Consider the following 26,094-nt stretch of genomic DNA (forward strand, 5'->3'; position numbering starts at 1 on the left):
TAGGGGCGCCTCACCCTTCGACGAACAGCCGCACCAGGTGGTGCGCGATGGCGACCGGCGGCGGCACGCGCAGGCCGTCGGGATGGGTGTTGGCGAGCATGAGGCGCACCTCGTCGCGGGTGAACCAGCGCGCGTCCTCGAGCTCGTCGCGGTCGATGTCGAGGGCGTCGCCCTCGGCCTCGCCGACGCAGCCGAGCATCAGCGAGGAGACGAACGGCCAGGGCTGCGAGAGGGCGTAGGAGACGCGCCCCACGCGCACGCCCGCCTCCTCGAAGGTCTCGCGGCGCACCGCGTCCTCCATCGTCTCGCCGGGCTCGACGAAGCCGGCGAGGCAGGAGTAATTCCCCGTCGGAAAGCGCGCCTGGCGGCCGAGCAGGCAGCGATCGCCGTGGCGAATCAGCATGATCACGACGGGGTCCGTGCGCGGGAAATGCTGGGTGCCGCACGCAGCGCAGTCGCGCCGGTAGCCCGACGCGGAGAGCGCCGTCGGCGCGCCGCAAGCGGCGCAGAAGCCGTGCCGGCGATGCCAGGAGAGCAGCGACTTCGCCTGCGCGAGGAGGCCGATCTCGCGCTCGGGCACGAGCCCCTGCGTCGCGAGCCCGCGCAGGTCGCTCGGCATCATGGAGGGGCGCGCGGCGATCGTGTCGAGCGCATCCTCGGCGGTCGCGGCGGCGAGGACGGGGCGGTCGTCGAGGGTGCCGAGATAGATCTGCGTCGTGACCGCGAGGCCGTCGAGCGCCGGGCGGGGATGGAGCGCGCTCGCCGCGTCGCCTTCGCCGCGCAGGATCGGCGTGTCGCCGGCGAAGAGCACGCTGAGCGCATGCGCGTCCTGCGCATGGCGCGCCAGCGCCTCGCCGCCGCGCTCGCTCGTGTGGCGGACGAGGCCGTTCACGGCGAAGCCGAGCGGCGGGGTGTCGTTGGTCATGAGATCGAATCTCCGAGGCCGGCGGCTCAGGCCGCGGCGAAGGCCGTGCGCAGCCGCTCGAGGAGCGCCTGCGCCGCATGCGGCGGATAGGGGATGCGCGTGCCCTGCCCCCAGACCGGCCCCGGCCAGGCGGGGTCCGAGGCGAAACGCGCGATGACGTGGACGTGGAGCTGCGCGACCATGTTGCCGAGCGTACCCACGTTGATCTTGTCGGGCTTCGCCACCTCCAGCAGCACGCGCGAGGCGATGCGGATCTCGGCCATCAGCGCGGCGGCGTCAGCCTCCGAGAGGTCGGCGATCTCGACCATGCCGGCCCGGCGCGGCACGAGAATCAGCCAGGGATGGCGGGCGTCGTTCATGAGGAGCACGCTGGAGAGGGCGAGATCGCCCACGGGGACGGTGTCGCCGTCGAGCCGGGGGTCGAGGGCGAAGCCGGTCTCACGGGCAGGCGTTTCGGGAGCGGGATCGTTCATGGCGCGAGCATAGAGCCCGGACGGCGGCGTGGCCATGGGGTGGACGATCAGAGCTCCTCGTCCTCGGGCGGCGGCGCCATCGGCTCGGCGGCTTCCGAGATGCCGCCGGCGTTCGGGGCCTCCTCGTCGTCCTCCGCGGGCGCGCGGTCGCGCACGTCGACGATCTGGGCGCCGGGGAAGCTCGCGAGCACGCTCTGGACGAGGGGGTGGTTCTGCGCGCCGCGGCGGCGCTCGCGGGCGGCCTCGGCGGCGACCTCGGCGAGCGGCGGCGCGCCCTCCTCGCGGGAGAGCGCGACGATCCAGCGCCGGCCGGTGAGCTCGCCGAGCTTGCGGGAGATCTCGTTGGGGAGATCGCGCCGCCCGCTCTCCGCGAGCGCGAACTCGAGCCGGCCGTCCTCGTAATGGACGAGGCGCACGTCGCATTCGAGCGCCCGCTTGAGGCCCACGTCCCGGCGCTCGCCCACAAAGGCGACGAGGTCCTCGAAGCGCGCGAGCCGGACCGCGGGCACCGCCGCGGGTGTCGGCGTCGCGACGGGGGCCGCGGACGGCTCCGGCCGCGGGCTCGACGGGACGGCGGAGAGGAGCGCCTTCGCCGACGGCAGCGGCGCGCGCGCGCCGCCGCCGCCCGAGGCGGCCATCGCCTCGCGCGCCGGCGGAATCGGCGGCTCGTCGAGGGACGCGGACGGACCGTCGCCGGTGCCGCTCGTCCGGGAGGGCGCGGGAGGGCTCGCGGGGACGGCGCCGGAGCCGTCCTTGAGCATGCGCAACGCCTCGTCGGGCGTCGGCAGGTCGGCGGCGTAGGCGAGGCGCACGAGCACCATCTCGGCCGCGGGCATCGGGCGCGGCGCCTGCGAGACTTCCGGGATCGCCTTGAGCAGGATCTGCCAGGCCCGCGAGAGCGCCCGCACCGAGAGCGTCTGCGCGTACGCGCTCGCGCGGGTGCGCTCCTCCTGGGAGAGCGTCGGATCCTGGTCGGCCTGGGGCACGAGCTTCATGCGCGTCGTCAGGTGCGTGAAGGAGGCGAGCTCCTGGAGCACCATCGCCGGGTCGGCGCCGTTGTCGTACTGGTCCTTCAGCGCGCCGAAGGCGGTCTCGACGTCGCCCCTCATCACGGCTTCGAACAGATCGATGATCTTGGCGCGGTCGGCGAGGCCGAGCATGTCGCGCACGGTCTGCGCGGTCACGACGCCCGCCCCGTGGGCGATGGCCTGGTCGAGCAGCGAGAGCGAATCGCGCACCGAGCCCTCCGCCGCCCGCGCCAGTGCGGTGAGCGCCTCGGGCTCGACCTCGACGCCCTCCAGCCCGCAGATCTTGGCGAGATGCGCCACCAGCGTGTCACCCGGCACGCGCTTGAGGTCGAAGCGCTGGCAGCGCGAGAGGATGGTGACGGGGACCTTGTGGATCTCGGTCGTGGCGAAGACGAACTTCGCGTGCGGCGGCGGCTCCTCCAGCGTCTTCAGGAAGGCGTTGAAGGCCGCCGTCGAGAGCATGTGCACCTCGTCGACGATGTAGACCTTGTAGCGCGCCGAGACCGGTGCGTAGCGCACCGCGTCCGAGATCTGGCGGATGTTGTCGACGCCGTTGTTGGAGGCGGCGTCGATCTCCAGGACGTCGATGTGGCGGCCCTCGACGATGGCCTCGCAATGGCGCCCCATCTCCTTCAGGTCGATGGTGGGGCCGCCCGAGCCGTCCTCGCGCTCGTAGTTGAGGCCGCGTGCGAGGATGCGCGCCGTCGTCGTCTTGCCCACGCCGCGCACGCCCGTGAGCATCCATGCCTGCGGGATGCGGCCGGTGGCGAAGGCGTTGGAGAGCGTGCGCACCATCGCTTCCTGGCCGATCAGGTCGTCGAAGGAGCGCGGGCGGTACTTGCGGGCCAGCACGCGGTAGGGCGCGGGGGCGGCGGAGGCGCCGGCCGGCGGCGCGGTCGCGAGACCCGGGAAGGCCGGCTCGTCGGGGGAAGGCGGGGGAGCGTCGTGCGTCTCGTCGGTCATCGTCTCGTCGCCGTCGCGGCTCTGGCGGGGACTGGCGCGAGACGCGTAAGAGCCGCGCGAGGAGAAAGGGGTGGGAGGCTGGACGAGAACCCGTTCGGTCTCGTTAGGGCTGCTTCCTTCCGGACCTGACCCGGTTGGCGAGTGAGACGTCCCTCGCCAACCTCCCGGCCCCGTATATGGACCGCCGGGAGCGGCGATGCAAGCGCGCGATGGGCCGTCCACAGCGGGGCGTCACCGGCGCGACGATGCAACTCTTCGTTTGACAACCGGCACTAGAGTAAGTACTATCACTTAGCGGCAACCGGCCGCGAGCGTCACTCGAAAGCGAACCTCATGCGCAAGATCGGCATCGTCGGCGGGCTCAGCTGGGTCTCCAGCGCCGCGTACTACCAGCGTCTCAACGAGCTCGCGACGCCGGCGGACGGAGGGGTCGTCTCGCTCCCCCTCGTCCTCGAGAGCGTCGACCGCGCGGCCTTCATCGACGCCGTCGTGGCGCGCCGGGACGAGGCCGCCGCGCGCGATCTCGTCGTGTCCGCGGCGAAGGCGCTGGAGGCCGCAGGCGCCGAGGTCGCGCTCATCGCCTGCAACGAGGTGCATCGCTTCATCCCGGCCATCGCCGAGGAGGTACGCGTGCCCTTCGTCCACATCGTCGACGCCGTGGCGACGGGCATCCGGACCGCCGGCATGACCAAGGTCGGCCTGCTCGGCGTACGCAAGACGATGGAGGGCACGTTCTATTCCGAGCGCCTCGCGCCGCTCGGCATCGAGACCATCGTGCCGCGCGAGGCGCGCCGGCAATTCGTGCACGACGCCATCTACGACGAGTTCGTCCGCAACGTCTTCACCGAGGAGGCGCGGACCGGCTACCTCGACGTCGTCCGCGAGCTGGCGGAGGACGGCGCCCAGGGCGTGATCCTCGGCTGCACCAAGATCCCCCTCCTCCTGCGCCCGGGCGACGCCGCCGTGCCGCTCTTCGACACGATCGACCTGCATTGCCGCGCGGCGCTGGAGGCGGCGCGGGGGTGAGGGCGCGACGCAAGACGCCGGTCACACGGGATTGACGATCCAATCTTCACGAGCGTGCCGGATGCGCACGACGGCTACGTCGTCGCTCTCGTCGACGACGTAGACGATCACGTGGGATCGTACCGGATGGAGCCTCACAGGGGGTGAGAGGTCTCGCCTCTCGCGTGCTGCGCGCGGGTGCTCGGCAAGGAAATCGAACGCAGCACGAAACTCTCGGCCGTATGCCGCCGCGCGAACGGCGCCGAACAGCTTCTTGCTCTCACGCAATATGCGGACGAGATCCGCGTTCGCGGCTTTGGTGAGACGCCATGTCATCGCGAGCGACTACTTCAGTGCCTCGGCGATGATCTCGTCGATCGACTTGTCGCTGAAACCGCTCTCCAGGCCCTCCGTCACCAAGATCTGCATCGCCGCGATCTTCTCCCGGCGCTCCTGGTCGCGGCGGATGAGGTCTCGGACGTAGTCGCTCGAATTGGCGTAGCGGCCGGTCTCGGTCTGCGCCTCGACCCAGTCCTTCATCTCGTCGGGAAGGGACACGTTCATCGTCGCCATCGCTCTCTCCTCGCCTCGTCGTCTCGCGTCGTCGTCTCGCGTCGTCGTCTCGGAAGTCACGATCGCCGGGCTTGGCAAACCTTGTCAACCCGGCTGCGCGCCGCTCACTCCTCCTCGTCGGCGTCGGCGGAGCGGTCCTCCTCCACCACGGGCACGGCGTAGGCGCCGGTGAACCAGCGCTGCAGGTCCACGTCCGCGCAGCGCTTGGAGCAGAAGGGGCGGTACTTCACGATGGTCGTCTTGCCGCAGATCGGGCAGACGCTGTCCTCCATCGGCCTCAGGTCGTCCTCGTTCACCGTCTTTCGCGCCATATCACCTCCGTCGACCGCTTCCGATTCCCTAGGCTGCTCAGGCGGCGTTGAGCCACGAGAGGCGCACAGGGTAGCCCTCGCCTTCCAGCAGCGAGACGGTCTCGTAGATGGGGAGCCCCACCACCGCCGGGTAGGAGCCCACGAGCTTCACCACGAAGGCGCCGGCGAGTCCCTGGATGGCGTAGCCCCCCGCCTTGCCGCGCCATTCGCCGGAGGCGAGGTAGCTGTCGATCTCGTCCTGCGAGAGGCGCTTGAAGCGCACCCGCGTCTCGACCACGCGCTCGCGATAGCCGTCCTTGGGCGTGACCACGCACACGCTCGTGTAGACCCGGTGCTGGCGCCCGGAGAGGAGCCGCAGGCACCCCGCCGCCTCGTCGACGATCTCCGCCTTGGGCAGGATGCGCCGGCCCACCGCCACCACCGTGTCGGCCGAGACGAGATAGGCCCCCTTCAAGGCCTCGTCGGCGCGGGCGACGCGGGTCGCGGCGCGCGCCTTCTCGGCGGCGAGGCGCTTTGCGAGGTCGCGCGGCTTCTCGAGCTTCAGCGGCGTCTCGTCGACGTCGGCGGGCAGGAGCGCGTCGGGATCGAGCCCCACCTGCTGGAGCAGCTGGAGGCGACGCGGCGAGGCGGAGGCGAGGACGAGCTTGGGGCGCCATTCGCTCTCGCGCGAACCGAACAGGGACACGGGGCTTCATCCTTCTCAGCGAGCGGCGTGGAACCTAGCCGCCCGCGCGGCGCTTGTGAACGCCCTCAGGCGCCCGTGTCCCCGATCTCGACCGCCGCCGCCCGCGCTTGCGCCTGCTCCGCCGCGTGGCGCCGGGCGAGCTTGCGGTAGCGCTGCACGCCCACGGGGATGGTCGCGAGGTAGACGAGAACGGCCAGCGCCAGCATGGCGAAAGGGAACGAGACGACGAGCGCCACGAGGGCCACCGCTCCCACGAAGAGCGGCAGCACCCGCTCGCGCGGCACCTGCTTGCCCAGCGTCTTGCCCGAGTAGGTCGGCACGGTGGAGACCATCATGATCCCGATCACGACGACGTAGGCGAGATTGAAGGGGGAGGCGACCTCGCTGTTCGCCGGCACGCCGAGGAAGAAGAGGTAGATGGGCAGGAGCGCGGCGAGCGCGCCCGCGGGCGCGGGCATGCCCACGAAATAGTTCTTCTGCCATTCCGGCCGGTGCGGATTGTCGAGCGCCACGTTGAAGCGCGCGAGGCGCAGGCAGGAGGCGATGGCGAAGACGAGCGCCCCCGCCCAGCCCACGCCGCCGGCGTCCGACAGCGTGAAGGAATAGAGCACGAGCGCCGGCGCCACGCCGAAATTGACGAAGTCGGCCAGCGAATCGAGCTCGGCGCCGAAGCGCGAGGTGCCCTTCAGGAGCCGCGCCACGCGCCCGTCCACGGCGTCGAGCATGGCGGCGACGAGGATCGCGTAGATCGCGACCTCGAGCCGCCCTTCGTAGGCGAGTCGGATCGCGGTGAGCCCGAGGCACAACGCGAGCAGCGTGATCAGGTTGGGCGCGATGACGCGGAACGGCACCGGCTTGAAGCGGCGCCGGCGCGGCTCGTTCGGATCGGGGGCGAAGGGGGCGAAGAAGTCGCTCATGACGGGGCAACGGGCACGAAGCCGCCTCGGTTCACGACGAGCGGAAACGCCGCGGCGGCTCGTCCGCGCGCAGGTCCGCGAGAACGGTCTCGCCGGCGATGGCGTTCTGCCCGAAGCCGACGAGCGGGCGCGCCGAGAGCGGCAGGTAGACGTCGAGCCGAGAGCCGAAGCGGATCAGCCCGAAGCGCGTGCCCGCCTCGATCTCCTCGCCCTCGCGCACGAAGGAGACGATGCGCCGCGCGACCAGCCCCGCGATCTGCACGACGGCGATCTTGGTGCCGTCGGCGTCGATGACGAGGGAATTGCGCTCGTTGTCCTCGCTCGCCTTGTCGAGCTCGGCGTTGAGGAACAGCCCCTTCGAATAGACCTGCTCGACGATCCGTCCGGAGACCGGCGCGCGGTTCACGTGGCAGTTGAACACGTTCATGAACACGGAGATGCGCGTCATCGGCTCGCGCGGCAGATCGAGGTCGTCGGGAGGGATCGCCGTCGTGATCAGGCTCACCCGCCCGTCCGCGGGCGAGACGACGAGGCCCTCGCGCACCGGCGTCGTGCGCGGCGGGTCGCGGAAGAAGTAGCAGACCCACACCGTGATCACGAGGCCGATCCAGAACAGCGGCTCCCACAGGAAGGCGAGCGCGATCGAGGCGCCGGCGGCGATGGCGATGAAGGGCCATCCCTCCCGGTGGATCGGGACGAAGACCTTGCGGACGGATTCGACGAGGGACATCGCGGATACTCTGGGCGGGTCGGGACATCAGCGCATGCGGGATCGCGCGCCCGGGGTCAACTCCCGCGCCGTCGAACGGTCCCTTTTCGGAGGCGCGTCACGTGCGCCGCAACAGCGCCCCGATCCGCCGCACCCCCTCCCGGCACTCCTCGAAGGCGCCCGCGAAGGAGAGGCGCAGCCAGCGCTCGCCCTCGATCGGGTCGAAGTCGACGCCCGGCGTCGCGGCGACGCCGGCCTCGTCGAGGAGGCGGCGCGAGAAGTCGAGGGAGGAATTCGTGAAGCGCGAGACGTTCGCGTAGACGTAGAAGGCGCCGTCCGCCGGGTGCAGCTCGTCGAGGCCGATACGCGGCAGCTCCTCGAGCAGCATCGCGCGGGTTCGAGCATAGCCCGCCTTCACCGCCTCGAGCTCGTCCGTGGCCTCGAAGGCCGCGAGCGCCGCGACCTGCGAGAGGTAGGGCGCGGAGATGTAGAGGCTCTGCGCCAGGCGCTCGATGGGCCGCACGAGGCGGTCGGGCACCACGAGCCAGCCGATGCGCCAGCCGGTCATGCAATAATATTTCGAGAACGAGTTGACGATCACCGCGTCCGGATCGAAGCGGAGCGCCGTCTGGGCCGGGGTGCCGTAGGTCAGGCCGTGATAGATCTCGTCGGAGACGAACCACAGCCCGTTCTCGCGGCAGGTCCGCGCGACGGAGGCGAGCGTCGCCTCGTCCATCATCGTGCCGGACGGGTTCGCCGGGCTCATGGCGAGCGCGCCGGAGAGCGGCGTGCGCGCATGCGTCGCCGCGAGCGCCTCGCCGGTCATGACGTAACCCGTCGCCCGCTCGAGGGGGATCTCCACGGGCTCGACGTCGAGGGCGCGCAGGATGTTGCGATAGGCCGGATAGCCCGGCGCCGTGATGGCGACCTTCGATCCCGGCGCGAACATCGCCATGAAGGCGAGGACGAAGCCCGCCGACGAGCCCGTCGTCACCACGACGCGCTCCGGCGACACCTCCACCCCGTAGGCCTCGCGATAATGACGCGCGATGCGCTCGCGCAGCGGCGCGATGCCCAGCGCCTCCGTATAGCCGATGCGGCCTTCATCGATCGCCGCCTTCGCGGCCTCGCGGGCGGCGCGGGGCGCGGGCGCGGAGGGCTGGCCGACCTCCATGTGGACGATGCTCTCGCCGCCGCGCTCCTTCACCGCGGCGCGGGCGAGCACGTCCATGGCGAGGAAGGGCGCGACCGCTTCGGCGCGCGCGGCGATCGCGGGCGGGTGCGGGGCTCTCGTCATCGAACGTCTCCGGGGATGCGCAGCGGGCGCGACGGCGAGAGCGACGTCTCGGCGCGGCCGACGAAACCGTGATTTGACCATGTTCGGGGCTAGCCTGTACCCGTACTTCCCCCGGAGCCGCAAGCGCCGGGCGCACATCGGACGAGCCGGAATGCGACGAGCTGGACGAAACGAGCGATGACGACGCCGCGACGCCTCCCCCATCCCGCCCTCTCCGCCGGCCTCGCGCGCACGGCCCGCGGCGTGCTCGCGATCGTCCTTTCCGCCGCCCTCGCGCTGCTGCCTGTGGCGAGCGCGCAGGCGCAGGGACGCTCCCTCTCCATCGTGCGCGACGCCGAGATCGAGCGGCTGCTCATGGACTATGCCCGCCCGATCTTCCGCGCGGCCGGCGTCAGCTCGGACGCGACGCGGATCGTGCTGATCAACGACCGCAGCTTCAACGCCTTCGTGGCGGACGGGCGGCGGATCTTCATGAACATCGGCGCGCTGATGCAGGCGGACACGCCCAACGAGATCATCGGCGTCATCGCCCACGAGACCGGGCACATCGCCGGCGGGCACCTGGCGCGGCTGCGCGAGGAGGTGGCGAACGCGCAGGTCCTCTCCGTCGTCGGCATGCTGCTGGGCGCTGGCGCCATGGCCGGGGCCATCGGCGGGGGGAGCAACGTCGGCAATCCCGGGCTCGGCGCGTCGGGCATCTTCTCGGGCTCGCAGGAGCTCGTGCGCCGCAACCTCCTCTCCTACCAGCGCTCGGAGGAGCAGGCGGCCGACATCGCCGCGGTGCGCTACCTCAACGCAACGGGGCAGTCGCCGGTGGGAATGATCACCACCTTCCGCCGCTTCGCCGATTCGGGCCTGTTCCGTTCGAGCGCGCTCGATCCCTACCTGATGAGCCATCCGCTGCCGGCCGAGCGCGTCTCGCAGCTCGAGCGGCTCGCGGCCGAGAGCCCCTATCGCGACCGGCGCGACCCGCCGGCGCTGCAGCGCCGCCACGATCTCGCCCGCGCCAAGCTGTTCGGCTTCGTGGACAGCCCCGAGAGCGTGCTGCGCCGCTATCCGCCCCACGACGCGTCCGCCCCCGCACGCTATGCCCGCGCCGTCGTCGCGCACCGCACCGGGCGCTCGCGCGAGGCGGTGGAGCTGATGGACGGGCTCATCCGGGAGGAGCCCGGCAACGCTTATTTCCACGAGCTGCGCGGCCAGCTGCTGCTCGAGAGCGCGCGCCCGCAGGAGGCGACCGAGTCGCTGCGCCGCGCGGTCTCCCTCTCCGAGGGCGCGCCGACGATCCGGGTGCTCTACGGCCAGGCGCTCATCGCGCGGGGCGACGGCGGCAGCCTGGAGGAGGCGATCGTCCAGCTCGAGCGCGCCACCCGCGCGGACCGCGAGGCGCCGGAGCCCTGGCGCCACCTCGCCATGGCCTATGGCCGCACGGGCCAGATCGGGCTCGCGGAGCTCGCCACGGCGGAGTACTACATGGCCGCGGGAGACGTCGTGAACGGGCAGACGCAGGCCTTCCGCGCCATGCGCAGCCTCGTCGAGGGCTCCCCCGCCTGGCGCCGCGCCAAGGACATCTACGACTTCGTTCCCGAGAACCGGCGCTGAGCCGCCACCAGTCCACGCTCCAGACAGGACCGCCGACCTCATGACCTCGCTCCTCGCTCCATTCGCCACCCTGCGCCGCACGGCGCTCGCCGCCGTCCTCGCGGCGGGTGCGCTCGCGACCGCTCCGGCCATCGCCCAGGAGACCCCCTTCAGCGAGGCCGAGCGCGACGCGATCGGCGAGGTGGTGCGCGAGTACCTCTTGGAGAACCCGGAGCTCATGCGCGAGGTCTTCGCCGAGCTCGAGCGCCGCCAGGTCGCGGAGCAGGAGGCGCGCCAGCGCGAGGCGATGACCGCGATGCGCGACGAGCTGTTCGACGCCGACCACGACATCGTGCTCGGCAACCCGGAGGGCGACGTCACGCTGGTCGAGTTCTTCGACTACAATTGCGGCTTCTGCAAGCGGGCGCTCGGCGACGTCATGGCGATGATCGAGCGGGATCCCGAGCTGCGCGTCGTCCTCAAGGACTTCCCCGTGCTCGGCCCGGGCTCGCTCGAGGCCGCGCGCATCGGCGTCGCCGCCACCGAGCAGATGACGCCCGAGCAGGCGGAGCGCTTCCACATGGAGCTGCTGCTCACCCGCGGCCAGGTCGACGGCGCCCGCGCGCTGGCGGTGGCCGAGGAGATGGGCCTCGACATGGCCGCGCTGGAGGAGGCCGTGAACGGCGAGCGCGTCGCCGAGATCATCACGACGAACATCGACCTCGCCGACCGCCTCGGCCTCACCGGCACCCCCGCCTGGGTGGTGGGCGACGGCGTCATCTTCGGCGCTGTGGGCGTGGAGCGCCTGACGGAAGCGGTGGCGAACGCCCGCGAATGCGGCTCGGTGAGCTGCTGAGGCGGGCCCGCGTCCGTCCCGCCCAGGCGTGGAGGAGCGCGCCCGCCGCGACGCTTCCCCCTTCCGTCGCGCGCCTCGACCCGCTATGACGGCGCGTCCGGCGCGCGCTCGCACGCGCGCCACTCGTCCCGTTCGGCGCAAGGCATGCACGCGATCCACGTCCTCAACGGCCCCAACCTGAACCTCCTCGGCAAGCGCGAGCCGGAGATCTACGGCCGCGCGACCCTCGCCGACGTCGAGGCGGAGCTGCGGGCGCGGGCCGAGGCCGAGGGCGTGGCGCTCACCTTCCTCCAGTCGAACGACGAGGGCGCCCTCGTCACGGCGGTGCAGGAGGCGGGGCTCGCGGGTGCGGGCATCGTCGTCAACGCCGGCGCCTACACCCACACCTCGATCGCGCTGCGCGACGCCATCGCAGGGTCCGGCGCGCTCGCCGTCGAGGTCCATCTCTCGAACGTGCACGCCCGCGAGAGCTTTCGCCACCGCTCGATGATCGCGCCGGTCTGCATCGGCGTGATCGCCGGGTTCGGGACGCAGAGCTACGCGCTCGGCTTCGACGCCTGCCTCGCGGCGCTTCGCCGGCGCGCGGACGAGCCGGCACGTCGGTAACAGGAGCAACACGACACATGGCCAGGAACAGCCCCTTCGATCCCGAGCTCGTGCGCGAGCTCGCCGGGCTCATCTCCGAGACGGACCTGACCGAGATCGAGGTCGAGAAGGGCGACCTGCGCATTCGCGTGGCGCGCCAGCCGGCGCAGGTGGTGAGCGTCGCCGCTCCCGCCGCGCACGTCGCTCCGGCGGCTCCCGCGCCGGCCCCGGCGGCGGTGGCGGCGGCGGCGCCGTCGGGCATGCCCGCGGCCAAGGCCTCCCCGCGCGAGCATCCCGGCGCGGTCACCTCGCCGATGGTGGGCACCGCCTATCGCCGCCCCTCCCCGGACGCCAAGCCCTTCGTCGAGGTCGGCGCCAAGGTCGAGGCCGGCCAGCGCGTGCTCTTGATCGAGGCGATGAAGACCTTCAACGACATCGTCGCGTCCCGGTCCGGGACCGTGACGGAGATCTTCTTCGAGGACGGCCAGCCGGTCGAGTTCGGCGAGCCCCTGATGATCATCGAATGACGGGCGAGCGGATGTTCGACAAGATCCTCATCGCGAACCGGGGCGAGATCGCGCTGCGCATCCTGCGCGCCGCCAAGGAGCTCGGCATCGCGACCGTCGCGGTCCATTCGACCGCCGACACGGACGCGATGCACGTGCGCCTCGCCGACGAGAGCGTCTGCATCGGGCCTCCGCCCGCGCGCGACAGCTACCTCAACATCCCCGCCCTGATCTCCGCCTGCGAGATCACCGGCGCGGACGCGATCCATCCCGGCTACGGCTTCCTGTCGGAGAACGCCCGCTTCGCCGAGGTGCTGGCCGACCACAAGATCGCGTTCATCGGCCCCAAGGCGGAGCACATCCGCATCATGGGCGACAAGATCGAGGCCAAGCGCACGGCCAAGCGCCTGGGCATCCCCTGCGTGCCCGGCTCGGAGGGCGGCGTCGCCGACGAGGACGCGGCCAAGCGCGTGGCGGCCGAGATCGGCTATCCGGTCCTGATCAAGGCGGCCGCCGGCGGCGGCGGGCGCGGCATGAAGGTGGCGCGCACGGAGGACGAGCTCTCCCACGCCTTCGTCACGGCCCGCACGGAGGCGAAGGCCGCCTTCGGCGACGACGCGGTCTACATCGAGAAATATCTCGAAAAGCCCCGCCACATCGAGATCCAGGTGCTCGGCGACGGGCGCGGCAACGCGATCCATCTCGGCGAGCGCGACTGCTCGCTCCAGCGCCGCCACCAGAAGGTCTGGGAGGAGGGCCCCTCCCCGGCCCTCGACCCGGCGGAGCGCGCCCGCATCGGCGGCATCGTCGCCAAGGCGATGCAGGAGCTGCACTATGCCGGCGCCGGCACGGTGGAATTCCTGTACGAGAACGGGGAGTTCTACTTCATCGAGATGAACACCCGCATCCAGGTGGAGCATCCCGTCACGGAGATGATCACCGGGATCGACCTCGTCAACGAGCAGATCCGCATCGCCGCCGGCGCGCCGCTCTCGGTGACGCAGGAGGACGTGCGCTTCGAGGGGCATGCGGTGGAATGCCGCATCAACGCCGAGCACCCCGCCACCTTCCGTCCCTCGCCCGGGACGATCACCTACTTCCATCCGCCGGGGGGCCTCGGCGTGCGGGTCGATTCGGCGGCCTATCAGGGCTACCGCATTCCTCCGCACTATGATTCCCTCGTGGGCAAGCTCATCGTGCACGGGCGGACCCGCAACGAGTGCCTGATGCGCCTTCGTCGGGCGCTCGACGAGTTCGTCGTCGATGGGGTGGACACGACGTTGCCTCTTTTCAGGACGCTGGTTCGGAACCAAGATATCCAGAACGGGCTCTACGACATCCACTGGCTCGAGCATTTCCTGAAGACCGGGGGGCTGGACGAGACCCGGTAGCCCACGGTCGCCACGCGGAACCCCCGGATGCACAGCGGCATCGTCCAGATCACGCCGGAGATCGTCCTGCGCGCCTACGCCGCGGGGATCTTCCCCATGGCGGAGAGCGCCGACGATCCCGGCATCTACTGGGTGGAGCCGCGCGAGCGCGGCATCATCCCCCTCGACGGCTTCCACGTGAACAAGCGGCTGGCGCGCACGGTCCGCTCGGACGCCTTCGAGGTGCGCATCGACACGGATTTCGAGGGAATCATCGACGGCTGCGCCGCGCCGGCGCAGGACCGCGAGAAGACCTGGATCAACACCCGCATCCGGCGGATCTACGGGGACCTGTTCGATCTCGGCTACTGCCACACGGTGGAGGTCTGGGAGGGGAGCACGCTCGTCGGCGGGCTCTACGGGGTGAGCCTCGGCGCCGCCTTCTTCGGCGAGAGCATGTTCCACACGGCGCGCGACGCCTCCAAGGTCGCCCTCGTGCACCTCGTCGCCCGGCTCAAGCGCGGCGGCTACATGCTGCTCGACACGCAATTCGTCACCGACCACCTGGCCCAGTTCGGCGCCCGCGAGGTCTCGCGGCGCGAGTACAAGCGCCTCCTCGGCGAGGCGCTCGCCTACGAGGCGCGCTGGGACGCGTGGCCGACGGGCGAGACGATCCCCGGGGCCGTCGCCCTCGACATGATCGCCACGCCCCGCGAAGGAAAATGATCTTCCCGCGAGGAGGGGATGATTCGCTCCTCGCGGGCGCGAATCACTTGCCCCCGAATCGCTCCTCGATGGCCGCGACCTCGCCGGCCTGGAGATCCATGCGCTCGGCGAGGAGGCGCAGGAACTCGCGCTCCTGCATCGTGTCGGGCTCGATGACGAGCCGTGCCGCCGCATAGGTGCGCGCCGCCTTCTCGGGCGTGCCGACCGCATCGGCGATCTCCTCGATGTCCCGCGGCCAGGAGATCTCCTCGTCGAGGAAGGCGCGGTCGGCGGGGTCGAGGCCGGAGTCGCGCATGGCGTCGTGGATCCGCTCGCGCTCGGAGCCGTCGACGACGCCGTCGGCGGCGGCGGCCGCGATCATCGTGCGCACGAGGAGGAGCGCCTCGTCGTCGTCGACGCCGGCGAGATCGAGCCGGGGCGGTGCCTCGGCGCCGTCGTCGTGGGAGGAGATCGCGGTCGTCGCGAGGTTCGCGCCGCCGCGGGCGCGCCGCGCGGTGCGGCCGAGCGTACCGGCGAGGCTCGAGAGCAGGCGTGTGGCGTCCATCGTGCGTCCCCTTCGTGCGATCTCACGCGGCGAGCGCGATGCTCGCCCGAGACCCGGAGAACGCGAGGGCGCGAACGGCCGTTCCGAGACGGGGTGCGCTCAGCCGCGGGGCAGCGCCGCCGCCTCTCGGGCGAGGCGGGCGATGGCGGCGAAATCGCCCTTCGCCACGAGGGCGTTGGGCGTCACCCAGGTACCGCCGACGCACACGACGTTGGGGCAGGCGAGGTAGGCGGGCGCGCTCTGCGCATCGATCCCGCCCGTCGGGCAGAAGCGCAGGGACGGCAACGGCCCCGCGATGCCCTTGAGCCAGGCGGGACCGCCTGAGGCGGCCGCCGGGAAGAGCTTCAAGACCGAGAAGCCGCGCTCGTGCAGCGCCATGGCTTCCGACACCGTGGCGCAGCCCGGCATGGCGGGGATCTGCGCCTCGGCGAGCGCGTCCGCGAGGCGCGGGGAGGTGCCGGGCGTGACGATGCCCGTCGCGCCCGCATCCGCCGCCTCGCCGATCTGGCTCGGGGAGACGATGGTGCCCGCGAGCACGATCGCCTCGGGCGCCCCGTGCGCGATGGCGCGGATCGCGTCGAGCGCGCGCGGCGTGCGCAGCGTCACCTCGACCACGGGCAGCCCCGCGGCGACCAGCGTCGCGGCGAGCTCGGCGGCGAGGTGCGGGTCCTCGATCGTGACGACGGGAATGACGGGGGCTCTCGCCGCCGCCTCGAGCAGGAACGTGTCGTGCGCGCGCATCGCTGTGGTCTTTCCTCGGGCGGCGCCCGTCAGGTGCAATAGAGCCGGTAGAGCGTCCCGATCAGCTCGCGCGCCTCCGGCGAGGCGAGGCGGTAGTAGATCGTCTGGCCCTCGCGGCGGGTGGTGACGAGGCCCAGCGCCCGCAGCTTCGAGAGATGCTGCGAGAGCGCCGACTGGCCGAGACCCACGGACTCGGCGAGCACGCCGACGGAGACCTCCTCGTCCATCATCCGGCACATGGCCATCAAGCGCTTCGAATGCGCCAACGCCGAGAGGAGCTCCGCCACCTCTTCCGCCTTCGGCGCGAGCGCAGTGAGATCGTCCGTGGTCGCCACCCGCGTGTCATCCTCCGTGAATCGCACGCAACATGGCGGTGTCGCGGCGCTTGGGCAAGGTCTGGGGTCGACCTCCGCGTACGGTTCCTGCCCTTCGGGAAGAGGCAGGGCCGCGCGGCTGCCGTCGTCGATCGCGAGAGCGGCTGTCACGGCGTCGTGCATCGGGATCAGCCTCGTTCGAGATAGGGCCTGAGCCCAGAGAGGTCGTAGCCCGCGCCTCCGGCGATGGAGAGGATCTCGTCGGGGGCGCGCGCGCCGGCCTGGGTGAAGGCCCACAGCGTCGCCGAGCGCGTGCCCGAGCGGCAGAAGGCGAGCGTCGGCCCGTCCGTCTCCGACAGGGCGGCGTCGAAGGCGGCGACGTCGTCCATGGTCATGGCGCCGGAGACCACCGGCACGTGCCGGTAGGCGAGGCCGACGCGGGCGGCCTCGGCCTCCATCGTGGCGCTCGGGGGCTGGTCGGGGCTTTCGCCGTCGGGGCGATTGTTGATCACGGTGGTGAAGCCGGCGGCCTTGACCGCGGCGAGGTCGTCGGGCGCGATCTGGGGCGCCACGGAGAGCTCGGGGGTGAGGCGGCGGATGTCTGCGGTCATGGTGTCTCCTGTCGTCTCGCCGGGCGCGGCCGGACGTCCTCGCCCGCGACAATGGCGACGCGCGGCGGCAGGATCAATCCGCGAGGACCGACCGGGGCGCCGCCTGCGGAAGATAGACGTCACGCGCCCGTCGTTCAAGATGTTGCTAAATTAGTTTTTACTGATATATTGCACGGCACGACGAAAGGGGCGCCCCGCCGCGCCCCCTTGCCTGATCTCGCAAAGATGGAGGACATCCCATGAGCCAGCCCGTCATCCGCGCCTTCTTCGACGAGCCGACGAACACCGTGAGCTACCTCGTCGCCGATCCGCAGACGAAGGAGGCCGCGATCATCGACCCGGTCCTCGACTACGACCACAAGGCCGGCACCGTCACCACCTCCTCCGTCGAGACGATCCTCGCCGCCGCCGAGGAGGCCGGCTATCGCGTCGTCTGGGCGCTCGAGACCCACGCGCATGCCGACCATCTCTCGGGTGCGCCCTACGTCAAGGCGAAGACCGGCGCCAGGATCGGCATCGGCGAGCACATCAAGGAGGTGCAGCGCATCTTCCGCCCGGTGTTCAACGCCACCGACCTCAAGACCGACGGCTCGGACTTCGACCACCTCTTCACGGACGGCGAGACCTTCCGCATCGGCGCGCTGGAGGCGGAGGTGCTCTACGTGCCGGGCCACACTCCCGCCGACATCGCCATCAAGATCGAGGACGCCGTCTTCGTGGGCGACACGCTGTTCATGCCCGATTTCGGCACGGCGCGCGCGGACTTCCCCGGCGGCGACGCCCGCAAGCTCTTCCGCTCGATCAAGCGGCTCCTGGCGCTGCCGCCGCAGACGCGGCTGTTCATGTGCCACGACTACAAGGCGCCCGGGCGCGACGCCTATGCCTGGGAGACGACGGTCGCCGAGCAGCGGCGCGCCAACAAGCACGTCCACGACGGCGTGAGCGAGGACGATTTCGTCGCCATGCGCACCGCCCGCGACGCCACCCTCGCCGCCCCGACGCTGCTCCTGCCCTCGATCCAGGTGAACATCCGCGCGGGCCGCTTCCCGGCCAAGGAGGCGAACGGCGTGCACTACCTGACGATTCCCGTGACCTTCAAGTCGGAGGCGCATGTGGGGTGAGCGTGCGCTCACCCGGTCGACGCTGCCGTCTCCGCCGCCGTGTGGGGGAGCGGCAGGGCGATAGGGTAGAAGCGCCCGTTGCGCTTCAGGTCGAAGAGGAAGGGTGACGTGCTGCGTGTCGCGAGATCGATGAGCGGCGCATGCCGCCGGACGAAGATGCACAGCGACGTCCAGCGGTCTTCGCTGGCGCACGGCAGGTAGAAGCACCGTACGCCGTGCTGCACGATCGCGAGCGCTTCGTTGTCGCGAACGTGGAAGCGCCGATCCTGGGACAGGACAACCCAGTTCTTGCGCCCGACGATCGACAGCCACTCGTCGTCCGGCATGTCGTGAGCGAAGCGCTCGCCTTGATGCCAGCGAATCTCGGCGGGCGGCTTCAGAGACGCCAGCGCTCTCGGAAGCCGCTTGCCGAAGGTTCGATCGAAGAAGAGGGTCAGCTGGTCCAACGCTCTGGCCGCCCGCGACTCGTCTCGACGCCTTCGAAATGCAGCGCCGCCTCGACCTCCGAGACGTCGAGGTCGAAGTCGTCGGCGATCTCCGCCGGGGCCTCGCCGCTCTTCCAGCGGTCCCGCAGGACCCAGGTGGCGACGCCACGCACATTCGGGGCGCCGAAGGCCCGACGCGGATCGAGCCGTATCGGGCTGTCGACACCGTCGAGCCTCCAGGAGAGCACCGCACCGATCTCCGGATCGTAGTCGAACTCCCGCAGGCGGCCGGCGAGAATGCCCCGCCAAGCGAGCTGACCGTCGTCCGTCACCGTGATCAGCCGCTCCTTCGCGAGGCCGCCGAGCTCGCGGTCGTAGTCGATGAAGAGCTTCGCGCCGTAGGCGGCGAACCTATGCTCGGCGAACGGGAAACGCGCTTGGAACTCTCGCTCCATGTACCCGCGGGCCGCTCGGATCGCGCCGAGCGGAACCCCTGCTTGCCGCATGGCGGCGACGACGCCGATCTCGATCAGCTGAAGATATGAAAGCGCGGTTCGAGCATCTCGCGACGCGATGGCGGACGTCCCGCCGGAGGGCGGTACCTGCCATCGCACGACGGTGTCGGTGGAGGTGCGCGCATAGCGAGCCGCTTCCCGCACCTGATAGGCCGGGACCTCGAGCCGCTCCATCCACGCGGATTCCCTCGATATCAACGCTCGGCCCATCGCAGACGATTTCCATCGACCATGCTTTTGCAGCTAACGATTAGTTGCCAGATTGTCAATGGTGAAATCGGATACAGCATTAAACGATTACAAGTAGAGTCGTCTCGCGAACTGGTCGTCACCTCGTACACGACCTGCGCATCCGCTGCTCGCTCCCGCCGCGATGCCGATCAAGCCCGCTCCAAGACGTCCACGGGTCGTGCCGTCTCCACCGCCCCCTCTCTCGTCTCCAGCGCCCGCACCGTCCAGAACGCGGTGGCGATCGCCACGCAGCCGAAGCCGACGGAGCCGAGGCCGACGCCGGCGAGCACGCCTTCGGGGCCGGCGAGGGCGGCGCCGGCATAGGCGAAGGGAAGCGTGCCGAGCGTGGCGCGTCCCCAGTTGAAGGCGGTCGAATAGAGCGGGTAGCCGAGATTGTTGAACGAGGCGTTGGCCACGAAGAGCAGCCCGTTGAAGAACCAGACCGGGCCGGCGATCAGGCAGAAGAAGCGCACGAGGTCGGCCGCCGCCCCGGTGATGCCGAAGAGCGCCACGATCTCGTGGCGCAGAAGCACGAGCGCCGCCCAGGTGACCACGACGTAGAGCGCCGCGACCAGCATCGAATCGCGCAGGATCGTGCGCATTCGGTCGTAGCGCAGCGCCCCCCAGTTCTGGCCGAGGATCGGCCCCACCGCACCCGAGAGCGCGAACAGCCCGCCGAAGGCGAGCGGCACGAGGCGCTCGACGATGGCGTTGCCGGCGATGGCCTCGTCGCCGAAGCGCGCGATCACCGCCGCCGCGAAGCCCGCCGCGACGGGGCTCGCCACCGCCGTGAGGACGGCGGGGCCGGCGATGTATGCCATCGGCGCGGCGTGCGTCGCCAGATCGGTGCGGCTCGGGCGCGCGAGGAGGCCGTGGACGCGCCAAACGCCGTGGAGCCCCACCACGAGGAAGATCGCCCGCGAGACGATCGTGCCGATCGCCGCGCCGTGCCAGCCGAGATCGAGCCCGAAGATCAGGATCGGGTCGAGCACCGCGATGACGAGCGCGCCGGACAGCGTGACGTACATCGCCCGGCGGGCGTCGCCCACCGCCCGCAGCACGCCGGACGCGCCCATGCCCACCGCCATCAGGATGTTGGCGGGAAGGACGATGCGCACGAACTCGGTGGCGACACGGTGCGCTTCGCCGGTGGCGCCGAGAAGGCCCATCACCCACGGGGCGAGCGGCCAGACGATCGCGGTCGCGACCGTGGCGGCCAGCACCGTCCAGGTCAGCGTCGAGGCGGCGAGCCGGCGCGCCCCGGCCCGGTCGCGGGCGCCCAGCGCGCGCGAGGTGAGCGCCGTCGTCGCGATCATCAGGCCGACGTTGATGGAGGTGACGAAGAACAGGAGGATGGTGGCGAGCCCCACGCCCGCGGTGATCGCCTTCACGCCGAGCCGCGAGATGTAGAGGAGCGAGAGCAGGTCGACGAGGAAGATCGCCACGAGCCCGACGGCCCCCGTCGTCGTCATCACGAGGACGTGGCGGAGCGTCGAGCCCGAGACGAAGCGTCCCTCTTCCTGGGAGGCCGTCTTCCCGGCCTGAATGCTCGTCAAGTCGTCTCTCCTCGGGCCCGGCGGGGCGGCGTACGGTAGCGCTAGCGCCCTTCCTCGAACAGATGAGGGCGAGACCGAGGTCCGCAACCGCGCGCAAGCGCGTCCTTGCACGAGAGTGTGTCCTTGCACGAGAGGCCGCCGCGCGCGGGGCGCGGATCGGCCACCTCGCCTGCGGGTTCCTGCGGGCTTTCCCCGCGCGCGCCGCGCGCCTAGGCTCGCCCGCAGACCGCGCTTTCGGAGCCTCCCCCGTGCTGACCAACCTCGCCGCCCGCGACGTAGAGACCCTCATCCACCCCTACACCCACCTCGACAAGTTCCGCGAGACCGGACCGATCGTGTTCGAGCGCGGCGAGGGCGTGCACGTCTTCGACACGGCCGGGCGCCCCTATCTCGAAGGCATGGCGGGGCTGTGGTGCACCTCGCTCGGCTACTCGAACCGCGAGCTCGCCGAGGCCGCCCGCGAGCAGATGGAGAAGCTGCCCTTCCAGCACATCTTCTCCGGCCGCTCGCACGATCCGGCCATCGCCTTGGCCGAGAAGCTCAAGGAGATCGCCCCCGTCCCGATCTCGAAGGTGACCTTCTGCTCCTCGGGCTCGGAGGCGAACGACACGCAGGTGAAGCTCGCCTGGTACATGTCGAACGCGCTCGGTAAACCGCGCAAGAAGAAGATCATCGCGCGCACCAAGGGCTATCACGGCGTCACCGTCGCCTCGGCCTCGCTCACGGGGCTGCCGGCGAACCACGCGCTATTCGACCTGCCGATCCAGAACGTGCTCCACACCTCGTGCCCGCATCATTACCGCTTCGCCGAGGCGGGCGAGACCGAGGAGGCCTTCTCCGCGCGCCTTGCCGCCGAGCTCGAGGAGATGATCCTGCGCGAGGATCCGGACACGGTCTGCGCCTTCATCGCCGAGCCGGTGATGGGCGCCGGCGGCGCGCTCGTGCCGCCCGCGGGCTATTTCGAGGCGATCGGCGCCGTATGCGCGAAGTACGACGTGCGCGTCATCGCCGACGAGGTGATCTGCGGCTTCGGGCGGCTCGGCACCATGTTCGGGAGCCAGCGTCTCGGCATGGCGCCGCACACGATCTCGGTCGCCAAGGCCATCACCTCGGCTTACATGCCGCTGGGTGCGGTGATGCTCGACGAGCCGATGTACCAGGCGATGCTCGAGGGCTCGCGCGAGGTCGGCACGTTCGGCCACGGCTTCACCTATTCCGGCCACCCGACCGCCTGCGCCGTGGCGCTCAAGACGCTCGAGATCTACGAGCGCGAGCGCATCGTCGAGGGCGTCGCGGCCAAGGAGCCGCATTTCCTGCACCGGCTCGCGGCGCTCGAGGAGCACCCGCTCGTCGGCGAGGCGCGCGGCCTCGGCCTCATCGCCGGCATCGAGCTCGTCGCCGACAAGGCGACGAAGCGTCAGTACGAGGTCAAGGCCGGCGTCGCGGCCAAGGCGATCGCCTTCTGCCAGGAGGAGGGGCTCATCCTGCGCAACCTCATGGGCGATCGCATCGCGATCTGCCCGCCGCTGATCATCACGCAAGCCGAGATCGACGAGCTCTTCGACAAGCTCGGCCGCGCGCTCGATCGCACGCTGGACTGGATCGCCTCCCAGGGGATGTGAGGACGTCGAACGGGGAGCCGGTCTCGGCCGGCTCCCCGCCCGCCTTCAGCCGTAGATCGCCTTCGGCAGCCAGGTGACGATCTCCGGGAAGGCGAAGAGGATCGCCAGTGCCCCGATCTGGAGGAGCACGAAGGGAATGATCCCCTTGTAGATCGTGCCCGTCGAGACCGAGGGCGGGGCGACGCCGCGCAGGTAGAACAGCGCGAAGCCGAAGGGCGGCGTGAGGAACGAGGTCTGCAGGTTCACGCCGACCATCACGCCCAGCCAGACCGGATCGACGCCGAGGGTGAGCAGGATCGGCGCCGTGATCGGGATCACGATGAAGATGATCTCGAACGTGTCGAGGATGAAGCCGAGCAGGAACATCAGCGCCATCACGGCGATCGTGGCGGTCAGCGCGCCGCCGGGAAGGGCGGTGAGCATGTCGTGCACGAGCGCGTCGCCGCCCATCATCCGGAAGACGATGGAGAACACCGAGGCGCCGAGCAGGATCACGAACACCATGGAGGTGATCGTCGCCGTGGCGATGGCCACCTCGCGCAGGATCGAGAGGCTCGTCTTGCCGCGCAGCGTCGCGAGCAGCATGGCGCCCACGGCGCCCACCGAGGCCGCCTCGGTGGGCGTCGCGATGCCGCCGAGGATCGAGCCGAGCACGGCGACGATGAGGGCGAGGGGCGGCGCCAGCGCGACGAGCACCTCGCGGGCGAGGTTCCCGCGCTCGGCCGCCGGCACCGGCGTCGCCGGGCAGGACGCGGGATCGCGCCACGCCTTGAAGACGACGAAGCCGAGATAGAGCCCGACGAGCAGGAGCCCGGGAAGCACGGCGCCTGCGAAGAGGTTCCCCACCGAGACGGGAGCCGGGGCGAAATTGCCCTTCGCCATCTGCACCTCGGCATTGATGCCCGCCAGCATGTCGCCCATGAAGATGAGCACGGTGGAGGGCGGGATGATCTGGCCGAGCGTGCCCGAGGCGCAGATCACGCCGGTGGCGAGCTTGGGGTCGTAGCCCGCCCGCAGCATGGCGGGCAGCGAGATCAGGCCCATCGTCACGACGGTGGCGCCGACGACGCCCGTCGAGGCGGCGAGCAGCGCGCCCACCAGCACGACGGAGATGCCGAGACCGCCGCGCAGGTCCCCGAAGAGCCGCCCCATCGTCATGAGCAGCTGCTCGGCGATGCGTGATCGCTCGAGCATCACGCCCATGAAGATGAAGAGCGGCACCGCGACGAGCACCTCGTTCGTCATGAAGCCGATGTAGCGCGAGGCGAGGCTGCCGAAGTTCGAGGGGTCGAAGGCGCCGAGCGACCAGCCGATCGCGCCGAAGATCAGGGCCGTGCCCGCGAGCGTGAACGCCACGGGAAAGCCGAGCATCAGGACGCCGATGACGCCGAAGAACATGAGGCCCGCCAGGACCTCGCCGATGAGGACGGGATCCATGGCGCTCACTCCTCGGGATAGGCGCTGCGGGGGTCGATCAGGTCCTCGCGCCCGGCGAGCACCAGGATGCTGCGCGCGGCCATGGAGGCGCCCTGGAGCGCCACGAGGCCGGCGAAGACGAGGATGAAGCTCTTGAGCACGAAGAGCCCGGGCATGCCGCCGTAATTGGCGGAGGCTTCCGCGAGCCCCCACGAGCGCACCACGAACGGGTAGCCGTAGAGCGCCACGATCGCCGCGAAGGGCCACAGGAAGGCGACGACGCCGAGGAGGTCGATGGCCGCCTTCGTGCGCAGCCCGGCCGGGCGGTAGAAGATGTCGACGCGCACGTGGTCGCCGCGCAGGAGCGCGAAGCCGGCGACCGCCGTGAACATGGCGCCGTTGAGCCAGACGTAGAGGTCCTGCATCCAGACCTGCGTCGTCGCGAGCACGTAGCGCTGCACGACGACGGTGAAGCAGACGAGGACGATGGCGAGGGAGAGCCAGGAGAAGGCCTCCCCGATCGCGCGATTGAGCGCGTCGACGGCTCGCATGAGCCGAGAGAGGGCGAGCATGGGGATTGTCCACGGAGCGCGGCCGCGCGCCGCCTATGCGGGCGGGGCGAGGAGCGCGCGAGAAGGGGATGGCGGGAGGAAAGAGGGCGAGCGCTCAGGCGACGCCGGGCGGTCCCGTCGGGCAGCGCTCGCGCGGTGCGCGCGATCCCTGGACGACGGCCTCGCGGCCGGATCGCGCGCCGCAGAGCGCGGGCGTGGGGTCGAGCGCAGGCGGGCTCGCGAGGAGGACGCTCTTCCCGGCACCGTCCGTGGACGCGCCGGCTCCGCCGCGCTCGGCCGCGCGGCTCTCGCGCAGGCCCGACGACGTGCGTCTATCGACCTCGATCGCGGTCTCGCCGAGCGCCGCGATGTCGCGCACGGAGGCTTCCGCGCGCGCGTCGAGCCGCAGCTCGACGAAGGCGAGCTGGAGCAGCGCGGCGACGGCGAAGAACAGGAGCGCACGCCAGCGGGGCGTCATGCGGGTCGGATCCGGCGGCGCCGGGCCGCGAGGCTGCGGTGGCGCCGTGCTTCTCTTACGCCGACCCGCCGCCGCGCGCGAGGAGAACTTTAGTCCCGCGAGCGTGGCCGCACGCTGCGCGCGCCGCGTCCTCAGCTCTCCCGGTCGCGCTCCGCACGCAGGCGCTTGATGCGGTCGAGGACGGATTTCGGGTCGTAGGGCTTGGGCATGTCAGGGCCGTCCTCGCAGAGATCGGCGGCGTGGTCGACCGCCTTGTCGAGGGAGCCGGCGAGGATCACGGTCGCCTCCGGATGGGCGCTCGCGACGAAGCCGCGCAGCGCGAAGGCCGTCTCGGTGCCGGGAAGGCGGGCGTCGACGAGGACGACGTCGATGCCGAGCGCCGCCTCGGCGAGGAAGGTGCGCGCCTCCTCGGCGCTCGAGGCCTCGACCACGCGAAGCCCGCACTCGCGCAGGAACTCGGCGAGCTGGTTGCGCACGATGACGTCGGCATCGACGAGGAGGACGGTGTTCACGGGCGCGTCTCCGATAGGCTGGTGCGGACCCGGCGAGCGCTCGGGGCGGGGGCACTCCGGGCGAGCGTTCAGTCCGTCGAACCGCTGTTCCCCACGAGCCGTTCCAGCGCGGCGCGCACGGCTTCGCTGGAGACCGGCTTCCTGACGAACACGTCGGCGAGGGCCGCCTCCTGCGGCTCGAGGTGCCCGGAAATGACGATGACGGGCATCGCCGCATCCCGCTCACGGGCGAGCGTCGCGAGCGCCAGGCCGTCGATGGCGCCGGGCGTGCGCACGTCGGTGACGATCGCGTGGATCGGCTGACCGGACCCGAGCATGCCGGCGCCCTCCTCCGCCGTCGCGCATTCGACGACGGCGAAGCCGGCGTCCCGGAACGTCTCGGCGAGATCGAGCCGAACGAGGGGCTCGTCCTCCACGAGGAGGATCGTCGTGCGGGAGCGCTGGGCGTGTTCGGCGACGGGGGCGATCATCGCTGGCGAGACATGAGGTGCGCTCCGAAATTCGGTCAGAATGCGAACGTCCTGAAGCGGCACCGCTTCCATCGCGATGCCCGCGGGCTGCGTACCGAGCGACGCCATGCCACTCGATCCCGGCGGCGCGCGCAAGACCGCTTCGGAAGAAGTGATCGAGACCAACTTTTGTTCCCGCACGTAAGCGATGCATCTGCGCCCGAGGCGCACGAGGCCGATCGCCACCGGCAGGACCAGCCCGAGCCAGATCTCCGCGACGGCGAGGCCGGCGAGCGCGCCGATCCCCGCGGCGAGGGCGAGCGCCGAAGGCGTGCCGCCGAGCGCGGTGAGCGCACCGAGGCCGGCGGCGCAGAGCATGGCGCCCAGCCGCACGATGCCGCGCCGGCCGCTCGCGAGCGTCAGCGCGAGCGTAGCGAGGGCGACGAGGGGGCTCGTCGCGAGGTCGAGCCACAGGGCGAAATGGGAGAGGGCGGCCAT

Annotated in this window: 31 protein-coding genes and 1 other RNA gene; 9 read left to right on the forward strand and 23 right to left on the reverse strand. The window is 71.0% G+C overall.

The window, feature by feature from the left end:
• Positions 1-10 precede the first annotated feature (10 nt).
• The 4 genes from nudC to ffs all read right to left on the reverse strand — a co-directional run bounded on the left by nudC (position 11) and on the right by ffs (position 3,555).
• Complete coding sequence (gene nudC / locus IEX89_RS15100) at positions 11-925, reverse strand: NAD(+) diphosphatase (protein ID WP_188914079.1); 915 nt, start codon at positions 923-925, stop codon at positions 11-13.
• A gap of 26 nt (positions 926-951) precedes the next feature.
• Positions 952-1,398, reverse strand: a complete 447-nt coding sequence (locus tag IEX89_RS15105) for an HIT family protein (RefSeq protein ID WP_188914281.1) — start codon at positions 1,396-1,398, stop codon at positions 952-954.
• A gap of 47 nt (positions 1,399-1,445) precedes the next feature.
• Positions 1,446-3,389, reverse strand: coding sequence for a DNA polymerase III subunit gamma/tau (locus tag IEX89_RS15110; protein WP_188914080.1), 1,944 nt, complete (start codon positions 3,387-3,389; stop codon positions 1,446-1,448).
• A 69-nt stretch (positions 3,390-3,458) separates the two neighbouring features.
• Positions 3,459-3,555: signal recognition particle sRNA small type (gene ffs / locus IEX89_RS15115), an RNA gene on the reverse strand.
• Positions 3,556-3,722: 167 nt separating this feature from the next.
• Between ffs and IEX89_RS15120 the strand changes: the two genes are divergently transcribed.
• Positions 3,723-4,415, forward strand: coding sequence for an aspartate/glutamate racemase family protein (locus IEX89_RS15120; protein WP_188914081.1), 693 nt, complete (start codon positions 3,723-3,725; stop codon positions 4,413-4,415).
• A gap of 21 nt (positions 4,416-4,436) precedes the next feature.
• Here IEX89_RS15120 and IEX89_RS15125 read toward each other — a convergent pair whose 3' ends face one another.
• The 7 genes from IEX89_RS15125 to IEX89_RS15155 form a co-directional block, all read right to left on the reverse strand.
• A complete protein-coding gene (locus IEX89_RS15125; protein ID WP_188914082.1) occupies positions 4,437-4,730 on the reverse strand; it encodes a type II toxin-antitoxin system RelE/ParE family toxin in 294 nt (97 codons plus the stop codon).
• 9 nt (positions 4,731-4,739) lie between these two features.
• A complete protein-coding gene (locus tag IEX89_RS15130; protein ID WP_188914083.1) occupies positions 4,740-4,967 on the reverse strand; it encodes a type II toxin-antitoxin system ParD family antitoxin in 228 nt (75 codons plus the stop codon).
• Between the two features lie 104 nt (positions 4,968-5,071).
• The gene (locus tag IEX89_RS15135; protein ID WP_210317647.1) at positions 5,072-5,278 is read right to left on the reverse strand and encodes a DNA gyrase inhibitor YacG; all 207 of its coding nucleotides are present in this window, start codon (positions 5,276-5,278) and stop codon (positions 5,072-5,074) included.
• Between the two features lie 37 nt (positions 5,279-5,315).
• Positions 5,316-5,963 (reverse strand): Maf-like protein, encoded by a 648-nt coding sequence (locus IEX89_RS15140; protein WP_188914084.1) that lies wholly within the window; start codon positions 5,961-5,963, stop codon positions 5,316-5,318.
• Positions 5,964-6,028: 65 nt separating this feature from the next.
• Positions 6,029-6,880 carry a CDP-diacylglycerol--serine O-phosphatidyltransferase gene (gene pssA / locus IEX89_RS15145; protein ID WP_188914085.1) on the reverse strand — a complete coding sequence of 284 codons (852 nt, stop codon included), beginning with the start codon at positions 6,878-6,880 and terminating at the stop codon, positions 6,029-6,031.
• 31 nt (positions 6,881-6,911) lie between these two features.
• Positions 6,912-7,610, reverse strand: a complete 699-nt coding sequence (locus tag IEX89_RS15150) for a phosphatidylserine decarboxylase (protein WP_188914086.1) — start codon at positions 7,608-7,610, stop codon at positions 6,912-6,914.
• 97 nt (positions 7,611-7,707) lie between these two features.
• Positions 7,708-8,886, reverse strand: coding sequence for a pyridoxal phosphate-dependent aminotransferase (locus IEX89_RS15155; RefSeq protein ID WP_188914087.1), 1,179 nt, complete (start codon positions 8,884-8,886; stop codon positions 7,708-7,710).
• Between the two features lie 177 nt (positions 8,887-9,063).
• On the opposite strand from IEX89_RS15155, the gene IEX89_RS15160 reads away from it, so the two are divergent.
• From IEX89_RS15160 to aat, 6 genes are all read left to right on the forward strand, one after another.
• Positions 9,064-10,488, forward strand: coding sequence for a M48 family metalloprotease (locus IEX89_RS15160; RefSeq protein ID WP_188914088.1), 1,425 nt, complete (start codon positions 9,064-9,066; stop codon positions 10,486-10,488).
• A gap of 40 nt (positions 10,489-10,528) precedes the next feature.
• On the forward strand, positions 10,529-11,323 hold the full coding sequence (locus IEX89_RS15165; protein ID WP_188914089.1) for a DsbA family protein: 795 nt from the start codon (positions 10,529-10,531) through the stop codon (positions 11,321-11,323).
• A gap of 144 nt (positions 11,324-11,467) precedes the next feature.
• Positions 11,468-11,929 carry a type II 3-dehydroquinate dehydratase gene (gene aroQ, locus IEX89_RS15170; protein WP_188914090.1) on the forward strand — a complete coding sequence of 154 codons (462 nt, stop codon included), beginning with the start codon at positions 11,468-11,470 and terminating at the stop codon, positions 11,927-11,929.
• 17 nt (positions 11,930-11,946) lie between these two features.
• Positions 11,947-12,435, forward strand: coding sequence for an acetyl-CoA carboxylase biotin carboxyl carrier protein (accB, locus tag IEX89_RS15175; protein ID WP_188914091.1), 489 nt, complete (start codon positions 11,947-11,949; stop codon positions 12,433-12,435).
• Between the two features lie 11 nt (positions 12,436-12,446).
• On the forward strand, positions 12,447-13,805 hold the full coding sequence (gene accC / locus IEX89_RS15180; RefSeq protein WP_188914092.1) for an acetyl-CoA carboxylase biotin carboxylase subunit: 1,359 nt from the start codon (positions 12,447-12,449) through the stop codon (positions 13,803-13,805).
• 27 nt (positions 13,806-13,832) lie between these two features.
• A complete protein-coding gene (gene aat / locus IEX89_RS15185; protein WP_188914093.1) occupies positions 13,833-14,510 on the forward strand; it encodes a leucyl/phenylalanyl-tRNA--protein transferase in 678 nt (225 codons plus the stop codon).
• A 43-nt stretch (positions 14,511-14,553) separates the two neighbouring features.
• On the opposite strand, the gene IEX89_RS15190 is transcribed toward aat, so the two are convergent.
• The 4 genes from IEX89_RS15190 to IEX89_RS15205 form a co-directional block, all read right to left on the reverse strand.
• Entirely contained in the window at positions 14,554-15,054 is a 501-nt protein-coding gene (locus tag IEX89_RS15190) for a DUF533 domain-containing protein (protein ID WP_188914094.1), read from the reverse strand.
• A gap of 99 nt (positions 15,055-15,153) precedes the next feature.
• Positions 15,154-15,795, reverse strand: coding sequence for a bifunctional 4-hydroxy-2-oxoglutarate aldolase/2-dehydro-3-deoxy-phosphogluconate aldolase (gene eda, locus IEX89_RS15195; RefSeq protein WP_188914095.1), 642 nt, complete (start codon positions 15,793-15,795; stop codon positions 15,154-15,156).
• 29 nt (positions 15,796-15,824) lie between these two features.
• Positions 15,825-16,130 carry an ArsR/SmtB family transcription factor gene (locus tag IEX89_RS15200; RefSeq protein ID WP_244645487.1) on the reverse strand — a complete coding sequence of 102 codons (306 nt, stop codon included), beginning with the start codon at positions 16,128-16,130 and terminating at the stop codon, positions 15,825-15,827.
• Between the two features lie 167 nt (positions 16,131-16,297).
• Positions 16,298-16,720, reverse strand: a complete 423-nt coding sequence (locus IEX89_RS15205; RefSeq protein WP_188914097.1) for a protein tyrosine phosphatase family protein — start codon at positions 16,718-16,720, stop codon at positions 16,298-16,300.
• 239 nt (positions 16,721-16,959) lie between these two features.
• Here IEX89_RS15205 and IEX89_RS15210 point away from each other — a divergent pair, with 239 nt between their 5' ends.
• Positions 16,960-17,841, forward strand: coding sequence for an MBL fold metallo-hydrolase (locus IEX89_RS15210; RefSeq protein ID WP_188914098.1), 882 nt, complete (start codon positions 16,960-16,962; stop codon positions 17,839-17,841).
• Positions 17,842-17,849: 8 nt separating this feature from the next.
• Here IEX89_RS15210 and IEX89_RS15215 read toward each other — a convergent pair whose 3' ends face one another.
• From IEX89_RS15215 to IEX89_RS15225, 3 genes are all read right to left on the reverse strand, one after another.
• Positions 17,850-18,287 carry a PIN-like domain-containing protein gene (locus IEX89_RS15215; protein WP_188914099.1) on the reverse strand — a complete coding sequence of 146 codons (438 nt, stop codon included), beginning with the start codon at positions 18,285-18,287 and terminating at the stop codon, positions 17,850-17,852.
• Positions 18,275-18,955 (reverse strand): DUF433 domain-containing protein, encoded by a 681-nt coding sequence (locus IEX89_RS15220; protein WP_188914100.1) that lies wholly within the window; start codon positions 18,953-18,955, stop codon positions 18,275-18,277. Before IEX89_RS15220 ends, IEX89_RS15215 begins: the two co-directional genes overlap by 13 nt.
• A gap of 206 nt (positions 18,956-19,161) precedes the next feature.
• A complete protein-coding gene (locus tag IEX89_RS15225; protein ID WP_244645489.1) occupies positions 19,162-20,568 on the reverse strand; it encodes an MATE family efflux transporter in 1,407 nt (468 codons plus the stop codon).
• Positions 20,569-20,816: 248 nt separating this feature from the next.
• Here IEX89_RS15225 and IEX89_RS15230 point away from each other — a divergent pair, with 248 nt between their 5' ends.
• Positions 20,817-22,190 (forward strand): aminotransferase, encoded by a 1,374-nt coding sequence (locus tag IEX89_RS15230; RefSeq protein ID WP_188914101.1) that lies wholly within the window; start codon positions 20,817-20,819, stop codon positions 22,188-22,190.
• 45 nt (positions 22,191-22,235) lie between these two features.
• Here IEX89_RS15230 and IEX89_RS15235 read toward each other — a convergent pair whose 3' ends face one another.
• The 5 genes from IEX89_RS15235 to IEX89_RS15255 all read right to left on the reverse strand — a co-directional run bounded on the left by IEX89_RS15235 (position 22,236) and on the right by IEX89_RS15255 (position 26,094).
• Positions 22,236-23,627, reverse strand: a complete 1,392-nt coding sequence (locus tag IEX89_RS15235) for a TRAP transporter large permease (protein ID WP_188914102.1) — start codon at positions 23,625-23,627, stop codon at positions 22,236-22,238.
• Between the two features lie 5 nt (positions 23,628-23,632).
• Positions 23,633-24,178, reverse strand: coding sequence for a TRAP transporter small permease subunit (locus IEX89_RS15240; RefSeq protein WP_188914103.1), 546 nt, complete (start codon positions 24,176-24,178; stop codon positions 23,633-23,635).
• A gap of 94 nt (positions 24,179-24,272) precedes the next feature.
• Positions 24,273-24,635, reverse strand: coding sequence for a hypothetical protein (locus tag IEX89_RS15245; RefSeq protein ID WP_188914104.1), 363 nt, complete (start codon positions 24,633-24,635; stop codon positions 24,273-24,275).
• A gap of 131 nt (positions 24,636-24,766) precedes the next feature.
• Positions 24,767-25,147: a response regulator gene (locus tag IEX89_RS15250; protein ID WP_210317648.1), complete on the reverse strand. Its 381-nt coding sequence runs from the start codon at positions 25,145-25,147 to the stop codon at positions 24,767-24,769.
• Between the two features lie 68 nt (positions 25,148-25,215).
• Positions 25,216-26,094, reverse strand: coding sequence for a response regulator (locus IEX89_RS15255; protein ID WP_188914105.1), 879 nt, complete (start codon positions 26,092-26,094; stop codon positions 25,216-25,218).

Source organism: Salinarimonas ramus, assembly GCF_014645695.1.
Classification (GTDB): Bacteria; Pseudomonadota; Alphaproteobacteria; order Rhizobiales; family Beijerinckiaceae; genus Salinarimonas; species Salinarimonas ramus.

What these genes read in the sequence shown, in the direction of transcription:
- IEX89_RS15210 (WP_188914098.1), top strand. Translation starts at nt 16,960, where the DNA reads ATGAGCCAGCCCGTCATCCGCGCCTTCTTCGACGAGCCGACGAACACC.
- IEX89_RS15155 (WP_188914087.1), bottom strand. Translation starts at nt 8,886, where the DNA reads ATGACGAGAGCCCCGCACCCGCCCGCGATCGCCGCGCGCGCCGAAGCG.
- IEX89_RS15245 (WP_188914104.1), bottom strand. Translation starts at nt 24,635, where the DNA reads ATGACGCCCCGCTGGCGTGCGCTCCTGTTCTTCGCCGTCGCCGCGCTG.
- IEX89_RS15110 (WP_188914080.1), bottom strand. Translation starts at nt 3,389, where the DNA reads ATGACCGACGAGACGCACGACGCTCCCCCGCCTTCCCCCGACGAGCCG.
- pssA (WP_188914085.1), bottom strand. Translation starts at nt 6,880, where the DNA reads ATGAGCGACTTCTTCGCCCCCTTCGCCCCCGATCCGAACGAGCCGCGC.
- aroQ (WP_188914090.1), top strand. Translation starts at nt 11,468, where the DNA reads ATGCACGCGATCCACGTCCTCAACGGCCCCAACCTGAACCTCCTCGGC.
- IEX89_RS15220 (WP_188914100.1), bottom strand. Translation starts at nt 18,955, where the DNA reads ATGGAGCGGCTCGAGGTCCCGGCCTATCAGGTGCGGGAAGCGGCTCGC.
- nudC (WP_188914079.1), bottom strand. Translation starts at nt 925, where the DNA reads ATGACCAACGACACCCCGCCGCTCGGCTTCGCCGTGAACGGCCTCGTC.
- IEX89_RS15130 (WP_188914083.1), bottom strand. Translation starts at nt 4,967, where the DNA reads ATGGCGACGATGAACGTGTCCCTTCCCGACGAGATGAAGGACTGGGTC.
- eda (WP_188914095.1), bottom strand. Translation starts at nt 15,795, where the DNA reads ATGCGCGCGCACGACACGTTCCTGCTCGAGGCGGCGGCGAGAGCCCCC.
- IEX89_RS15105 (WP_188914281.1), bottom strand. Translation starts at nt 1,398, where the DNA reads ATGAACGATCCCGCTCCCGAAACGCCTGCCCGTGAGACCGGCTTCGCC.
- IEX89_RS15125 (WP_188914082.1), bottom strand. Translation starts at nt 4,730, where the DNA reads ATGACATGGCGTCTCACCAAAGCCGCGAACGCGGATCTCGTCCGCATA.
- IEX89_RS15255 (WP_188914105.1), bottom strand. Translation starts at nt 26,094, where the DNA reads ATGGCCGCCCTCTCCCATTTCGCCCTGTGGCTCGACCTCGCGACGAGC.
- accB (WP_188914091.1), top strand. Translation starts at nt 11,947, where the DNA reads ATGGCCAGGAACAGCCCCTTCGATCCCGAGCTCGTGCGCGAGCTCGCC.
- IEX89_RS15165 (WP_188914089.1), top strand. Translation starts at nt 10,529, where the DNA reads ATGACCTCGCTCCTCGCTCCATTCGCCACCCTGCGCCGCACGGCGCTC.
- IEX89_RS15240 (WP_188914103.1), bottom strand. Translation starts at nt 24,178, where the DNA reads ATGCTCGCCCTCTCTCGGCTCATGCGAGCCGTCGACGCGCTCAATCGC.
- IEX89_RS15150 (WP_188914086.1), bottom strand. Translation starts at nt 7,610, where the DNA reads ATGTCCCTCGTCGAATCCGTCCGCAAGGTCTTCGTCCCGATCCACCGG.
- IEX89_RS15160 (WP_188914088.1), top strand. Translation starts at nt 9,064, where the DNA reads ATGACGACGCCGCGACGCCTCCCCCATCCCGCCCTCTCCGCCGGCCTC.
- IEX89_RS15205 (WP_188914097.1), bottom strand. Translation starts at nt 16,720, where the DNA reads ATGACCGCAGACATCCGCCGCCTCACCCCCGAGCTCTCCGTGGCGCCC.
- aat (WP_188914093.1), top strand. Translation starts at nt 13,833, where the DNA reads ATGCACAGCGGCATCGTCCAGATCACGCCGGAGATCGTCCTGCGCGCC.
- IEX89_RS15235 (WP_188914102.1), bottom strand. Translation starts at nt 23,627, where the DNA reads ATGGATCCCGTCCTCATCGGCGAGGTCCTGGCGGGCCTCATGTTCTTC.
- accC (WP_188914092.1), top strand. Translation starts at nt 12,447, where the DNA reads ATGTTCGACAAGATCCTCATCGCGAACCGGGGCGAGATCGCGCTGCGC.
- IEX89_RS15120 (WP_188914081.1), top strand. Translation starts at nt 3,723, where the DNA reads ATGCGCAAGATCGGCATCGTCGGCGGGCTCAGCTGGGTCTCCAGCGCC.
- IEX89_RS15135 (WP_210317647.1), bottom strand. Translation starts at nt 5,278, where the DNA reads ATGGCGCGAAAGACGGTGAACGAGGACGACCTGAGGCCGATGGAGGAC.
- IEX89_RS15190 (WP_188914094.1), bottom strand. Translation starts at nt 15,054, where the DNA reads ATGGACGCCACACGCCTGCTCTCGAGCCTCGCCGGTACGCTCGGCCGC.